A 13173-nucleotide genomic window follows, 5' to 3' on the forward strand; every position below is an offset into this window, starting at 1 on the left:
TGCTCCTTCCCCGCCCGGTGCCTACCGGGCGGATTCGTCACCGCGGCGCACGACCAGCGCCGCGTTGGAGCCCATCAGTCCCCTGCTGAGGACGAGGGCGGTGCGCAGCTCGGCGGGGCGAGCACGCGACATCACCAGGTCGAGGTCGTGGCAGATGTCGAACACGTGGGGCGTGGGAGGTATCCGGCCGTGTTCCATGGCGAGCACGGCGGCCACCGTGTCCAGCACGGGCGCCGCGCAGTACGCGCGGCCGATGCCGGTCTTGGGCGCCGTGACCGGGACCCGGGTGCCGTGCCCGCCCAGGGCGTCGGCGATCGCCAGCGCCTCGGCGCGGTCCGCCTCCGGGACGCCCAGCGCGTCGGCGAACACGACGTCGATCTCCTCCGGTGCGCAGCCCGCCTCGTCGAGGGCGCCGCGGATCGCGCGGGCCAGCCCCTCCCGGGACTCCGCCCAGCGCGAGGCCCCGGTGAACGTGGCGGCGTGGCCGGCCACGACGGCCCGCACGGGCGCTCCGCGCTCGCGGGCCCGCGTCTCGTCCTCGACGACGAGCAGGGCACCGCCCTCGGCGGGCACGAAACCGCATGCCTTCTCGGTGAACGGGCGGTAGGCACGGTCGGGGTCCTCGACGGTGCTGAGCTCGGGGTAGCCGAGCTGGCACACCATCGAGTACGGGGCGAGGGGCGCCTCCGCGGCCCCCACCACCATGACGTCGGTGCCGCGCGCCACGGCACGGGCCGCGTGCGCGAGGGAGTCCAGACCGCCCGCCTCGTCGCTCGCCACCACCCCGCACGGCCCCTTGAAGCCGCCCCGGATGGAGATCTGGCCGGTGCTCGCGGCGTAGAACCAGGCGATGGACTGGTACGGGCCGACGAACTTGGAGCCCCGTCCCCACAGCTTCTGCAGTTCGCGCTGGCCGAACTCGCCGCCTCCGGACCCCGCGGCGGTGATCACCCCGATCGAGAACGGTTCCGCGGGGTGGCCGCTGCCGAGGCCGGCGTCGTCGAGGGCGAGAGCGGCCGCCGCCATCGCGAAGTGGCTGAACCGGTCGGTCTGGACCAGGAACCTGTCCTCGATGAGGGCCGCCGCGTCGAAGGACCTGATCTGGCCCGCCACGCGCAGCGGCAGGTGCTCGCAGCCCTCGCGGGTGATCAGGTCCAGCACGCCGAGGCCTTCACTGACCGACTTCCAGTAGGCGTCGGTCCCCTGTCCGTTGGGCGCGACCACACCGATGCCGGTGATGGCCGAGCGCCGGGGGCGCTGAGTACTCATCGTGTCCTCCCGCCCGCCCCGGTCAGCAGTACCGCGGACTGGAAGCCGCCGAAACCGCTGCCGACGGAGAGCACGTTCCTCAGCCTCCGTTCACGCGCGGTGCCCGGCACGTAGTCCAGGTCGCACTCCGGGTCGGGAGTCTCGTAGTTCGCCGTCGGTGGCACCGCCTGGTGCTTCAGCGCGAGGACGCAGGCGACCACCTCGATCGCGCCGATCGCGCCCAGCGAGTGACCCACCATCGACTTGATGGAGCTCATGGGCGTCTCGTAGGCGTGCGCGCCCAGGGACCGCTTGACGGCGGCCGTCTCGTGCCGGTCGTTCTGGCGGGTGCCGGAACCGTGCGCGTTGACGTAGTCGATCGCGGTGGGGTCGAGCCGGGCCTGGCCGAGCGTGGTGTCGATCGCCCGGGCCATCTCCAGTCCCTCACTGGTCAGACCGGTCATGTGGTAGGCGTTGCCGTAGGTGGCGTAGCCGCTGACCTCGCAGTGGATCTGCGCGCCGCGGGCCCGGGCGTGCTCGTACTCCTCGAGGACGAGCACCGCCGCGCCCTCGCCCATCACGAAACCGTCGCGGTGGGCGTCGAAGGGCCGGGAGGCGTGCTCGGGGTCGTCGTTGTTGGGGGACGTCGCCTTGATGGCGTCGAAGCAGGCCATCGTGATCGGTGAGATCGGCGAGTCCGACGCGCCCGCGACGCAGACGTCGGCCCGGCCCTCGGCGATGGTGTGGAAGGCGTAACCGACCGCGTCGAGCCCGGAGGTGCAGCCGGTGGAGACGGTCTGCACCGGGCCCCGGGCGCCGAGACGCTCGGCCACGACCGAGGCGAGCGTGCTCGGCTGGAACGCCGTGTGCAGCTGTGGCTCGGCCTTCTCGTGGTCCACGTCCCAGCGCCGGCCGCGCTCGCTGACCAGCACGTAGTCCTGTTCCAGGCGGGTGGTGCCGCCGACCGCGCTGCCCAGGGACACCGCGGTGCGCCACGGGTCCCGGGTTCCCGTGTCGAGCCCCGCCTCGCGGACCGCCTCCTCGGCGGCGACCACGGCGAACTGGATGTACCGGTCGGCGCGCCGGCACAGGTCCGCGTCCAGGCCGTGCTCGTAGGGGTCGAAGTCGCACTCGGCGGCTATGCGCGAGCGCAGGCCGGCCGGATCGAACAGGGAGATGCCGCGGGTCGCGGTGCGGCCGGCCGCGAGGAGGTCCCAGAACGCCGTCGCTCCGATGCCGCCGGGAGCGACCACACCTATGCCGGTGACGGCCACTCGCCGGGTCACTTTATGGCTCCACTGGGCTCGGACGGCCGGCCGTGCTCCGGCCCGCCGACCGACAGCTGCGGTCCGGCCACCGCGCCTTCGGGCTCCTCCGTGTCGACGTGGCCGAGGCTCGGGTGCGGGGCGAGCGGACCCAGGTGGAAGACCATACGGGCCTCCCGGTCGCCGACGTTGCGGAAGCGGTGCCGCATGTCGACCGGGATCAGCAGCCCCTGGTCGGTCCGGAGCGGGAACGGCTCGCCGTCCAGGTCCACTTCGAGCGCGCCGCTGACGACGTACACGAACTCCTCGGAGTACGGGTGGTAGTGCTCACCGATGCGCTCGCCGGGCTGGATGATGGCCAGGCCCATGAAACCGCTGGTGGAACCCACGGTGGCCGGCGTGAGGAGGGTCCTGAGGTCGCCTCCGCGCCTTCGGTTGGGTTCCGTCTCGCTCAGGTCCACGATGCGTGGATGCTGTGGGGACATGGTTGATACCTCCGGATGGGGCGGTGACCGTCAGGAAACCGCCGAGCTGCGGTCGGTGACGGGCATCATGTCGGCGTGCGACAGGAGCCGGTTGAGGTTGCGCTCCGAGTCCAGGGAGCCCTCGACGCCGATGGCGGCGCGGTCCAGCAGGCGCTCCAGCTCGGCCGCCTTCCCCGGACCCCTGACTCCGAGGGCGGCCTGCGGGTCGAGGTCGAGTTCGGCGGTGACGTCGATCAGGCGGACCACGATGTCGTCGCGCTGGAAGACGGTGCTCGCGTACACCGGGCCGTCCGGTTCGTCCGCGGCGGCCTCGTCCTGGCGGGCGAGGAAACGGGCCAGCTCCAGGCCGCGGCCCGGTACGGCCGGGTAGTACAGCATGTGCCGCCGCAGCCGGGCGGGTTCCGGGCGGCCGGCCACCACGTGCTGCATGGCCGGGAGCGCCGCCCGGGTGAAGAACATCCGCGCGGAGTCGGATTCGCTCAGGTCCCGGTCGTGCTCCAGGTGGGGATCGATGGCCTCCTCCACCGCCTGGACCTCCGGCTGACTGGCCACGTGGCACAGCGTGGCCAGCAGGTCGCCCTCCACCTCCACGGCTCGTACGACGCGGTTGCCGTGCATGAAGAGCGAGGTGCGGTGCAGCCGTGTGATGCCGTTGATCCGCGTCTCGGGCGCCTCGTAGTTGGCCAGGATCTCCGTGACCTTGGACTCGGAGCCCGGCTTGACGGTGAAAGTGAGGGCGTGGCGGGTGATGCCGACGCCCACGCGGGCCGCCTTCTGGAGGCCCGCCTGCGCGGCCTCGGGAGTGAGCGGCCGTTCCGGGCGGGTCTCGCGCAGGACGCTGTAGCGCATCGACCGGGTGTCCCGGACGCAGCTGTGCATCGGCCGGACGATCTGGATGTGCTCCTCGCTGTTCACCCACGCGAGGAACGGCAGGGCGCTCTCCCACTCGCTGGTGATCAGCCACTGCGACGGGTTCTCGATCGACTGGCACAGTTGGTCGCTGATGTGCCCGGGGACGGACGCGACCTTGGTGCGCATGTACTCGTACGCGTCGAGGAACTGCTCCTGGGCGCCCTCGTACAGGTCGAGCAGCAGGATCACCCGCAGCCTCGAGCCGTCGAACGCCGACTGCGATACGCGTGCCGACATGGTCATCCGGCGTACCTCTCCTCTTCTCGAAAAGGCCGGGAACGACCGCCGCGTCCAAAGAGCCGGGGTCGCCATGAGTCGATCGTTGACGCGACTCTCCGCAGTGCGCGAGCGACGCGGGGCAGGTGGGTGAACCGCGAGCCATCCGGGTGCCGCCGGGGCGCGAACCGGCCCGCACCGGGCATGAAAGGTGCGTCCCCCCTTTCCTCGGCCCGTCGAGGGCCATGCTGGAGGCGTTTCAATGAATCGATCGGATATGGCCGGCCGAGCGGAGCACCGCACGCCGGTCCTCGTCGTCGGCGGCTCTCTGGTGGGCCTGTCCATGTCCCTGTTCCTGGGGCGCCTCGGCGTGCCGCACACGCTCGTCGAACGCCACACGGGCACGTCGATCCATCCGCGCGGGCGGGGGAACAACGTGCGCACCATGGAGCTGTTCCGGACGGCCGGGCTGGAGCGGCGCATCGGCCGGGCGGCATCGGTCCTGGCGGGCAACCACGGCATCCTGCAGACCCCGAGCCTGGTGGACGACGCCGGCGAGTGGCTGCTCCAGGAGATCGACCCCGGCGGCGGGCTCGCCCGCTTCAGCCCCAGCGGATGGTGCCTGTGCAGCCAGAACGACCTGGAACCGGTGCTCCTCGAAGGAGCCCACGAACTCGGCGGGGACCTGCGCTTCGGAACGGAGATGATGTCCTTCGAACAGGACGCCCAGGGCGTGACCGCTCTGGTCAAGAGCCGGGAGACCGGCGAGCACACCAGGATCCGGGCGGACTACCTCGTCGCCGCGGACGGCCCGCGCAGCCCCGTCCGCGAGTCGCTGGGCATCGGGCAGAACGGCCCGGGCGACCTGTTCCACAACGTGAGCCTCACGTTCACCTCCCGTGACCTCGCCGGTGTCGTCGGCGACCGGCGGTTCATCGTCTGCTACTTGACCAACCCGGACGCCGACGGGGCACTTCTCCCGGTCGACAACCGGGAGAAGTGGGTCTTCCACGCCCCTTGGCATCCCGAGCACGGGGAGACGCTGGAGGAGTTCACCGACGAGCGGTGCGCCGCCCACATCCGGCGGGCCGTCGGGGTGCCGGATCTCGACGTGACGATCACCGGCCGGGCCGCCTGGCACGCCGCCGAGCGGGTCGCCGAACGCTACGCCGACGGCCGGGTGTTCCTGGCCGGCGACTCGGCCCACGAGATGTCGCCCACCGGGGCGTTCGGCTCCAACACCGGGATCCAGGACGCCCACAACCTCGCCTGGAAGCTGGCCGCCGTGCTCGGCGGCTGGGCCGCGCCCGGGCTGCTGGAGTCCTACGACGCCGAACGCCGGCCCGTCGCGGAGGCGACCAGCGCCCGTGCCTCCTCCCGCTCGAGCGAGCACAGCCACCCCGGCTACACCCCTGCTCCCGGGGCCCCCGCCCCCGGCCCGGGTGGCCCCGGTGGTCCTGCCGGTCCCGCCGGCCGCGGTGGTCCCGGTGGTCCCGGCGGCCCCGGTATGAAGGCGGGCGGCATCCTCAACGTGGCGCTCTGCTACCGCTATCCGCGCGGCGCGGTCCTGGGCACCGACCCGGCGGCGCCCATCATCCCCGAGGGCGTGATGCTGACCGGCGAGCCCGGCAGCCGGGCCCCGCACCTGTGGCTGGACCGGGCCGGCACCCGGATCTCCACGCTCGACCTCTACGAGCGGTCGCTGGTCCTGCTGAGTTCCGAAAGCGGGGTCTGGCACGAGGCGGCGGCCGGCGTGGCGGCACAGCTGTCCGTCCCGCTCGACGCGTACCGGATCGGCGACGGGCCCCGGGCGGACCTGACGCCCGAGGACGGGGCGGACTGGGCCCTGGCCCACGGCGTCGGTCCGGGCGGCGCGGTGCTGGTCCGCCCCGACGGCTTCGTCGCCTGGCGCTCCGACGCCCCGCCCGCCGACCCGGCGGAGACCCTGCGGGACGCGATCACCACCGTCCTGGCCCGCGACTGACGCGCCCTGCCACGGAGCCCGGCGCAGGACCGGCACGGCCCCGCCACGGGTCCGGCGCGAACCCCGGCCCATGACCGGCGTGACCCCGGCGCGGGTCCGGCGCGCGGGTCCGGCGCGGGCTTCGGCGCGGGTCCGTCACCTCACCGGCGCGGAGCCGGTGAGGTGAGCAGCGGCCTCCGGTGGCCTCAGGCTCCTCCGATACCGCCCTGCCGGCCCCGTTCCGCCTTGGCCAGATGCTGCTCGAACCGCTGGACGGCGGGGCCGTCGACGTCCCACGGCCACGGTGTGACCATGCCCTCCAGCGTCTGGAACACCGAGTGCGCGTCGGCGGCCCGCCCGGCCGCACACAGCGCGTACGCCAGCACGTTCAGGTCGGCCGGCGCCCCCGCGTGCTGGAAGAAGCCCGGCTTCGCCCACAGCGCGGCGGCCTGCTCCAGCGCCGCCGCGATCTGCCCGCCCTCCCACAGCTGACCGGCCGTCATGGCCCGCACACCCCCCTGCGCCAGCAGCCCCTGGTACTGCCGGACACCCGCGGTCAGCTCGACGGCGGCACACGGCGCGTTGGCCGGGATGCGCGTGCGCACCACGTCGACGAAGTCGAGGACGGCGGCGCTGGAACCCCCTTCCTCCGGCGACAGATACGCGAGCATCTGCAGATACGCCTCACGGTGCCAGCGGTCGCGTCCGGTGGCCTCCCGCCAGATGGCGTTGACCTCGTGCTGGCCGTACCGCTCGATCCGCGCGGCACCGAGCAGGACCACCCACGGCAGCGGGTCCTCCGGCCGCAGCCCGGCGGCCCGGTGGCACTGGGAGACCAACTGCCCGGCGTCCTCCAGGTGTCCGTCGCGCAGACCGCGCGCCAGCGCGGTCCAGGAGTGGAACACCAGCGCGTCCGCGTTCTGCGGTTCCCTGTCCAGCCAGGCCGCCGCGATCCCGGCGTCCGCCGTCGCCTCGGCCAGTACCGACACCCGATGGCTGCGGCGGTCCCAGTCGTCCCCCGTCTCCTCCAGCAGGTTGACGACGAGCGTCACGTCGGCGGCCTTGCCGCTCCCGTTCCGCTTGCTCAACCGCCCCAGTACGCGCGACAGCTCGGCATCGTCGAGGGCCGGCACGATACGGGGACGTCTGCTGGAACGACTGCTGAAGAGGGGCATGCAGGAAGACTAGGAACTTCGTGTGCCACGACAACCCGCGCGGGACGATCGTTACCGATCTGCCCCTTACCGAACGGCCCGCAGGCAGAACGGGGCGGGCCGGACATCTCACGGGCCCCACCCCGGTTCCGCTTGCTGACGCCCGGTCAGACCGCCGGGGCCGGGTAGGTCGGGTACTCCACGCCGGAGACGTACTGGACGACCCGGACGACCTGGCAGGAATAGCCGAACTCGTTGTCGTACCAGAGGTAGAGGATCGCGTTGTCGCCCTCGACCTTCAGGGCGCCGGCGTCGACGATCGAGGCGTGGCGCGAGCCGATGAAGTCGCTGGACACCGCGTCGGGGGCGCTGATGAAGTCGATCTGACGCTTCAGCGGCGAGGTCAGCGACACGTTGCGCAGGTGGTCGAGGACCTCTTGGCGGCTGGTCGCGCGGGCCAGCTGGAGGTTGAGGATCGCGATCGAGACGTCCGGCACGGGGACGCGGATGGAGCTGCCGGTGATGGTCGCGTCGAGGTCGGGCAGCGCCTTGGCGACGGCCGAGGCGGCCCCCGTCTCGGTGATCACCATGTTGAGCGGTGCGGAGCGGCCGCGGCGCTCGGACTTGTGGTAATTGTCCAGCAGGTTCTGGTCGTTGGTGAACGAGTGGACCGTCTCCACGTGGCCGCGCAGCACGCCGTACTCGTCGGCCATCGCCTTCAGCGGCGGGACGATCGCGTTGGTGGTGCACGACGCGCAGGACAGGATCCGCTCGTCCGGCTTGAGGGTGTCGTGGTTGACGCCGTGCACGATGTTGGGCACGTCGCCCTTGCCGGGCGCGGTCAGCACCACCTTGTCGACACCGGGGCGCAGGTGCTGTGAAAGCCCCTGGCGGTCACGCCACTTGCCCGTGTTGTCGATCAGGATGGCGTTCTTGATGCCGTACGCCGTGTAGTCGATCTCCGTCGGGTCGTCCGCGTAGATCACCTTGATCGTGTTGCCGTTGGCCACGAGCGTGCTGTTCGCCTCGTCGACGGTGATCGTGCCCTGGAACTGGCCGTGCACCGAGTCGCGGCGCAGCAGCGAGGCCCGCTTGACGATGTCCTGCTCGCCGCCCCGGCGGACCACGACGGCGCGCAGCCGCAGGCCGTTGCCCGAGCCCGACTTCTCGATGAGCAGGCGGGCGAGGAGACGGCCGATCCGGCCGAAGCCGTAGAGGACGACGTCGCGCGGCTCCCGGCGTTCGGCCTTGTGGGCGCCGGTGGCGCCGGCGACGGCCTCGGCGGTGAACTCGGCCACCGTCAGGCCCCGGTCGTCGGCGCGGTGGGTCGCCGCGAGCATGCCGATGTCGATCTGGGACGGGCCGAGGTCGAGCGTGGTGAGCGCCTGCAGGAAGGGCAGCGTCTCGGTGACCGACAGTTCCTCACCGGCGATCTGCCGGGCGAAGCGGTGCGTCTTGAGGATGCTGACCACCGACTTGTTCACCAAGGAGCGGCTGTGCAGCAGGACCGTGACGTCCCGCTCGCGGTGCAGCTTCCCGATGATCGGGATCATCGACTCCGCGATCTCCTCGCGGTGCTTCCAGTTGGTGAACGAGTCTTCGTTGACAGTCACAGCATCATCTTTCGAGCTAGAGGGTGCTCATATGATAGCCGTGAGGGATGGAGGACCCGGAGAGGGTGCCAGGGGGCGTGCGAACGCCTCGGAGCGCGCAGGGTTGCGCCCCATGCGATCGGGTACGCGTGCAGCACCGTGACCGGGGCGGACCAGGTCCCGGGCGGACCGTACGACCGCCGCTAGCAGGGAATCTGTCATGGAAACACCCGCTCACGAGAACAACGCCCCCACGCCCGCCCAGCGGGCCCTGGACGCCCTGTCCGAGAACACCGAGGACACGACGGCGCTGGACGCCCTCGCCGACAGCGACGTGCTGATCCCGGTTCCGGACGACGCGGGCGAGGAGGCCGCCGACCCGGGCGCGGTGGCCCTCCCGGTGCTGGAGCAGCCGGGCGGCACCCAGGTGGTGCCCGTGTTCACCTCGGAACTGGAGATGGCCGGGCTGCTGCCGTTCGTCTCCCGGTACCGTCTGGTCCCGCTCGGCGCGCTCGCCGCCCAGTGGCCGGCCGACGACCTGTCACTCACCATCGACGGCAACTCCGAGCACCGTCTGACGCTCACCTCGGAGGGAGTGCGCACACTGCTGGCCCGCCCCTGACCGGACGGCCCGCGCGCTACTCGCCCAGCGCGCGGGCCAGGGCGGCGCGCTGCACCGGCAGTACCTCGGCGTGCAGGTCGCGGCCCTTGGACGTGAGCGTCACATACACGCCGCGCCGGTCCTCCAGGCACACGCTGCGCTCGACCAGGCCGTCCTTCTCCAGCCGGGCGATGAGGCGGGACAGCGCGCTCTGGCTGAGGTGGACCCGGCCCACCAGGTTCTGCACCCGGCACTGCTCGCCGTCCGTGGGCGCGGCGGTCGCGAGCAGATCGAGCACCTCGAAGTCGGAGGCCCCCACACCGTACGGGTGCAGCGCGCGGTCGATCTCACCCAGGGTGCGCGCGTGCACCGCGAGAATGTCACGCCACCGTTCCTCGAGCCGCACGTCGGCCGTCTCCGCTGCCATACCCGAACGGTAACACCGGTCCGATGTGCGACGACCGCGCATCGACGGACCGTTCCAGCAGGTCAGGCGCGTGCGTCCGGTCCGTACCCGGCACGACGGCTGTCACGGGTGCGTCCGGTGCCGGTGCGGCTCGGCACCCGGCCTGCCGCCCCGGAGTCACTGGTCCGGCGCTGCGGCTTCCGCGGAGGACGGATCACCCCGAGCCCGGGGGAGACGCCCTCGTCCCGGACTCGCGGAGCCACGACGACCCGGGAAGCCACACCCTCATCCCCCACCGGCACCGCCTGGCCGGGCGGATCCGCCCGGAGGACACCGGAGAGCGGGCGCGAGCCCGGCACATCGGCAGGATGTGCCGAAGGGCGCGAGGCGCGTGCCCCACCGCCTGCCGGCACGGCCGGGCCCGCCCGTGCGCGGGCATCCTCCCGCCACGGGATCTTCGCGACGCCGCGCGACCAAGCGGCACAGCCTCCCACGGCCCCCGGTGCCGGCCGCCCCCCGACGGCGCGGTCAGCCGACCAGACCGACCAGGTTGCCGTCCGCGTCCTGCACCGAGGCGATCAGCATGCCGTCGCCCACGTCCCGTACGTCCTGCACGGGCTTCGCCCCCGCCGCCACCAACTCGGCGAGCGTCCGCCTGATGTCGGTCACGTTCCAGTAGGGAACCGGCCCGGTCATGCCCTTGGCGTGGCCGTGGGGGTCGAGGCCGATCTCGTGACCGCCGGCCCGGAAACCGACGTAGTACGGTTCGTCCGCGTACGGATCCACCCCCAGCAGGGTGCGGAACAGCTCCTTCGCCGAGCCGAGATCCCTGACGGGGTAGACGATCGTCTTCAGGCCGCCGATCATGACGTACTCCTCCTCGAAGCGGGCCCGGCACCCGAGTGCGCCGGTCACTTCACGCTAGGCCGGGGGAGGGGCGTAGGGCTTCTCCGATCCTGACCGCCTGACCGCCTGACCCGCCCGGGGACGCCCCGCACGTGGACGCCTGCTTCGGCCGCCCCGCCGGCAGGATCACCGCCGCCGGATCCTCGCCGCCGATCCGGGCCGGCAGCACCCGCGCCGTCCCGGCGCGACGCGGTCCCAGGACTGACGGACGGTGGTGAGCCCGGGGCTCGCGGCGACGGTGGCGGGGGAGTCGTCGAAGCCGCCGACCGCGACGTCCTCCGGGTACGCCGCGACCGCGCTCCGGACGAACGGGGTGCCGGCCCCGCTGTGACGTCGGGCGGAGCCGCGACTCCCGGGGCGCCGGTCCGGAGCGCCGGGTCGTCCCGGACGAGGCACCCCCGGTGGGGGACTTGGACGCCAGGCCCCCTCAGCCCGCCTCGCGCAGCGGCGCCCCGACCTGCCTGAGGTGGCGCAGGGCCTCACGGTGCGAGGCGAGCAGCCCCGTCCGGCGGTACGGGATGCCCAGCTCCGCGCAGTACCGCTCGGTGATGACCTGGGCCTTGCCGAGGGCCGGCGTCGGCATGCTGGGGAACAGGTGGTGCTCGATCTGGTGGTTCAGCCCGCCCATGAACGCGTCGATCAGCACACCGCCGTCGACGTTGCGCGAGGTGAGGACCTGCCGGCGCAGGAAGTCCAGCTCGGTGCCCTCCTCGATCATCGGCATGCCCTTGTGGTTCGGGGCGAACACCGAACCGAGGTAGATCCCGAACAGCCCCTGGTGGACGGCGATGAACGCGAGCGCCTTGCCGGGGGAGAGGACCAGGAGGAGGCCGCCGAGATACACGGCGAAGTGAGCGGCGAGCAGTGTTCCCTCCAGCACCGGCCGTTTCGTCGACGGACGGCGCAGAGCACGGAAACTGCTGACACTCAGATTGATGCCCTCGAGAGTCAGCAGGGGAAAGAAAAGAACCGCCTGGTGTTTGCCGATGAACCGCGCGGGCCCCCTGGCCCGTCCCGCCTGCCGCCGTGACCACACCAGGAGGTCGGGAGCGACGTCCGGGTCCTTCTCCTCGTGGTTGGGGTTCGCGTGGTGGCGCGTGTGCTTGTTCATCCACCAGCCGTAGCTCATGCCCAGCAGCACATTGGCCACCAGCAGCCCGCCGGTCTCGCTGGGGCGCCGGCGGGAGAACACCTGGCGGTGGGCCAGGTCGTGCGCTGCCAGTCCGAGCTGGCCGAACACCAGGGCGAGGGCGGCGGCGACGATCAGTTGGCTCCAGCTGTCGCCCAGCACCACAAAGGCGGCGACACCTCCCGCGAGAGCCAGTGCCACGGCCCCGAAGCGCACCGTGTAGTACAGCGGACGCCGCCCGAGCAGCCCCGCGTCGGTTATGCGCCGGGACAGTTCGGAGAAGTCGCTCCCCTTTTCGCCCCCGCCTTTACCGCGCACTCTTTCCCGCTGGATTCCGCTCCCCTTTTCGCCGTCACGCGGGGAGGAGGCATCCGTGAGCACTGTCGAATCGGTCATGCGTTCAGCATGGGAACGATGCCCCGGGCGCGACATGGTGGTGGCCCCCGAAGAGGGGTGCGGATGGCACCACCCGCCTTGACAGGGACCGGACGCCGGCCGCAGGATCACCCCGTGAACCTGTCAGACAGCCAGACAGGTGAGGTGGGGCCGCGGCGCGTCAGCGCGATGGAAGCGGTGCTCTCCCACCTGCGCGGCGCCATAGAACGCGGCGAGTACGCGATCGGCGACAAGCTCCCTTCCGAGGCGGAGCTGTGCCGCACCCTCGAGGTCTCCCGGCCCGTGCTGCGCGAGGCGCTGCGGGCCCTGCAGACGATGGGCCTGACCGTGTCCAGGACCGGCAAGGGCACCTTCGTCGTCGCCGGCACCGTCGAGGACCCCACCTTCGGCGACTACGCGGCCAGCGACCTGCTGGAGGTGCGCCGGCACATCGAGATCCCGGTCGCCGGATACGCCGCCCGGCGCCGCACCCCGGAGAACCTGGACCATCTGGCCCATCTCCTGGACCGCATGGAGCGGGAGACCGACACCGTCGCGTGGGTGGCGATGGACACCCTCTTCCACCTCACCGTGGCCGAGGCCGCCCAGAATCCGGTGTTCCGCCGGGTCATCGAGGAGATCCGGGACGCGCTGGCCCGCCAGTCCGCCTTCCTCGACCAGCTCGGCGGCCGCCGCGAGCAGTCCAACCGCGAGCACCGGGCCATCGTCGAGGCACTCACCGACGGCTCCGAGCGCGACGCCGCCGAAGCCATGACCCACCACCTCGACCGCGTCGAGACGACCCTCACCGACATCGTGCGCCCCGCGCGTACGGGAACGAAGGCGACCCCGGGCCCCTGAGCCCGCCCCGCCGACGTGAGCACCTCCACCACCGGAGCCGACGCACGACCCCCGCGCCGG

Annotated in this window: 12 protein-coding genes and 1 pseudogene; 3 read left to right on the plus strand and 10 right to left on the minus strand. The window is 72.2% G+C overall.

The features are described 5' to 3' along the window. Nucleotides 1-21 precede the first annotated feature (21 nt). From ACF07S_RS11455 to ACF07S_RS11470, 4 genes are read right to left on the minus strand one after another with little or no spacing between them, the layout of a single operon-like run. On the minus strand, nucleotides 22-1269 hold the full coding sequence (locus ACF07S_RS11455) for a ketosynthase chain-length factor (protein WP_391964065.1): 1248 nt from the start codon (nucleotides 1267-1269) through the stop codon (nucleotides 22-24). Next, nucleotides 1266-2534 (minus strand): beta-ketoacyl-[acyl-carrier-protein] synthase family protein, encoded by a 1269-nt coding sequence (locus tag ACF07S_RS11460; protein WP_391964064.1) that lies wholly within the window; start codon nucleotides 2532-2534, stop codon nucleotides 1266-1268. Before ACF07S_RS11460 ends, ACF07S_RS11455 begins: the two co-directional genes overlap by 4 nt. Continuing rightward, the gene (locus ACF07S_RS11465) at nucleotides 2531-2998 is read right to left on the minus strand and encodes a cupin domain-containing protein (protein ID WP_391964063.1); all 468 of its coding nucleotides are present in this window, start codon (nucleotides 2996-2998) and stop codon (nucleotides 2531-2533) included. The genes ACF07S_RS11460 and ACF07S_RS11465 overlap by 4 nt, the downstream gene beginning before the upstream one ends. A gap of 30 nt (nucleotides 2999-3028) precedes the next feature. After that, on the minus strand, nucleotides 3029-4153 hold the full coding sequence (locus tag ACF07S_RS11470) for a SchA/CurD-like domain-containing protein (protein WP_391974071.1): 1125 nt from the start codon (nucleotides 4151-4153) through the stop codon (nucleotides 3029-3031). Nucleotides 4154-4388: 235 nt separating this feature from the next. On the opposite strand from ACF07S_RS11470, the gene ACF07S_RS11475 reads away from it, so the two are divergent. Then, nucleotides 4389-6110, plus strand: coding sequence for an FAD-dependent oxidoreductase (locus ACF07S_RS11475; RefSeq protein WP_391974072.1), 1722 nt, complete (start codon nucleotides 4389-4391; stop codon nucleotides 6108-6110). Nucleotides 6111-6295: 185 nt separating this feature from the next. Here ACF07S_RS11475 and ACF07S_RS11480 read toward each other — a convergent pair whose 3' ends face one another. Both ACF07S_RS11480 and ACF07S_RS11485 read right to left on the minus strand, forming a co-directional pair. Next, nucleotides 6296-7264, minus strand: a complete 969-nt coding sequence (locus ACF07S_RS11480) for a hypothetical protein (protein ID WP_391964060.1) — start codon at nucleotides 7262-7264, stop codon at nucleotides 6296-6298. 146 nt (nucleotides 7265-7410) lie between these two features. Then, a complete protein-coding gene (locus tag ACF07S_RS11485; RefSeq protein ID WP_391974073.1) occupies nucleotides 7411-8856 on the minus strand; it encodes a glyceraldehyde-3-phosphate dehydrogenase in 1446 nt (481 codons plus the stop codon). Between the two features lie 199 nt (nucleotides 8857-9055). Between ACF07S_RS11485 and ACF07S_RS11490 the strand changes: the two genes are divergently transcribed. Beyond that, nucleotides 9056-9457, plus strand: coding sequence for an SseB family protein (locus ACF07S_RS11490; protein WP_391964058.1), 402 nt, complete (start codon nucleotides 9056-9058; stop codon nucleotides 9455-9457). Between the two features lie 16 nt (nucleotides 9458-9473). Here the strand turns inward: ACF07S_RS11490 and ACF07S_RS11495 are convergent, their stop codons facing one another. The 4 genes and pseudogenes from ACF07S_RS11495 to ACF07S_RS11510 form a co-directional block, all read right to left on the minus strand. Continuing rightward, nucleotides 9474-9863 (minus strand): MarR family winged helix-turn-helix transcriptional regulator, encoded by a 390-nt coding sequence (locus ACF07S_RS11495; protein ID WP_391964057.1) that lies wholly within the window; start codon nucleotides 9861-9863, stop codon nucleotides 9474-9476. A gap of 507 nt (nucleotides 9864-10370) precedes the next feature. Further along, nucleotides 10371-10709 (minus strand): VOC family protein, encoded by a 339-nt coding sequence (locus ACF07S_RS11500; protein ID WP_391974115.1) that lies wholly within the window; start codon nucleotides 10707-10709, stop codon nucleotides 10371-10373. A gap of 133 nt (nucleotides 10710-10842) precedes the next feature. Beyond that, a pseudogene (locus ACF07S_RS11505) lies at nucleotides 10843-11030 on the minus strand (substrate-binding domain-containing protein); the annotation flags it as partial. A gap of 145 nt (nucleotides 11031-11175) precedes the next feature. After that, entirely contained in the window at nucleotides 11176-12273 is a 1098-nt protein-coding gene (locus ACF07S_RS11510) for a fatty acid desaturase family protein (RefSeq protein ID WP_391974074.1), read from the minus strand. A 168-nt stretch (nucleotides 12274-12441) separates the two neighbouring features. Here ACF07S_RS11510 and ACF07S_RS11515 point away from each other — a divergent pair, with 168 nt between their 5' ends. After that, on the plus strand, nucleotides 12442-13113 hold the full coding sequence (locus ACF07S_RS11515; protein ID WP_391964332.1) for a FadR/GntR family transcriptional regulator: 672 nt from the start codon (nucleotides 12442-12444) through the stop codon (nucleotides 13111-13113). The last annotated feature ends 60 nt before the right edge of the window (nucleotides 13114-13173 follow it).

The sequence above is a fragment of the Streptomyces sp. NPDC016640 genome, from assembly GCF_043076215.1.
In the GTDB taxonomy this organism is placed as follows: domain Bacteria; phylum Actinomycetota; class Actinomycetes; order Streptomycetales; family Streptomycetaceae; genus Streptomyces.

What these genes read in the sequence shown, in the direction of transcription:
- ACF07S_RS11455 (WP_391964065.1), bottom strand. Translation starts at nt 1,269, where the DNA reads ATGAGTACTCAGCGCCCCCGGCGCTCGGCCATCACCGGCATCGGTGTG.
- ACF07S_RS11465 (WP_391964063.1), bottom strand. Translation starts at nt 2,998, where the DNA reads ATGTCCCCACAGCATCCACGCATCGTGGACCTGAGCGAGACGGAACCC.
- ACF07S_RS11470 (WP_391974071.1), bottom strand. Translation starts at nt 4,153, where the DNA reads ATGACCATGTCGGCACGCGTATCGCAGTCGGCGTTCGACGGCTCGAGG.
- ACF07S_RS11475 (WP_391974072.1), top strand. Translation starts at nt 4,389, where the DNA reads ATGAATCGATCGGATATGGCCGGCCGAGCGGAGCACCGCACGCCGGTC.
- ACF07S_RS11480 (WP_391964060.1), bottom strand. Translation starts at nt 7,264, where the DNA reads ATGCCCCTCTTCAGCAGTCGTTCCAGCAGACGTCCCCGTATCGTGCCG.
- ACF07S_RS11490 (WP_391964058.1), top strand. Translation starts at nt 9,056, where the DNA reads ATGGAAACACCCGCTCACGAGAACAACGCCCCCACGCCCGCCCAGCGG.
- ACF07S_RS11495 (WP_391964057.1), bottom strand. Translation starts at nt 9,863, where the DNA reads ATGGCAGCGGAGACGGCCGACGTGCGGCTCGAGGAACGGTGGCGTGAC.
- ACF07S_RS11500 (WP_391974115.1), bottom strand. Translation starts at nt 10,709, where the DNA reads ATGATCGGCGGCCTGAAGACGATCGTCTACCCCGTCAGGGATCTCGGC.
- ACF07S_RS11510 (WP_391974074.1), bottom strand. Translation starts at nt 12,273, where the DNA reads ATGACCGATTCGACAGTGCTCACGGATGCCTCCTCCCCGCGTGACGGC.
- ACF07S_RS11515 (WP_391964332.1), top strand. Translation starts at nt 12,442, where the DNA reads ATGGAAGCGGTGCTCTCCCACCTGCGCGGCGCCATAGAACGCGGCGAG.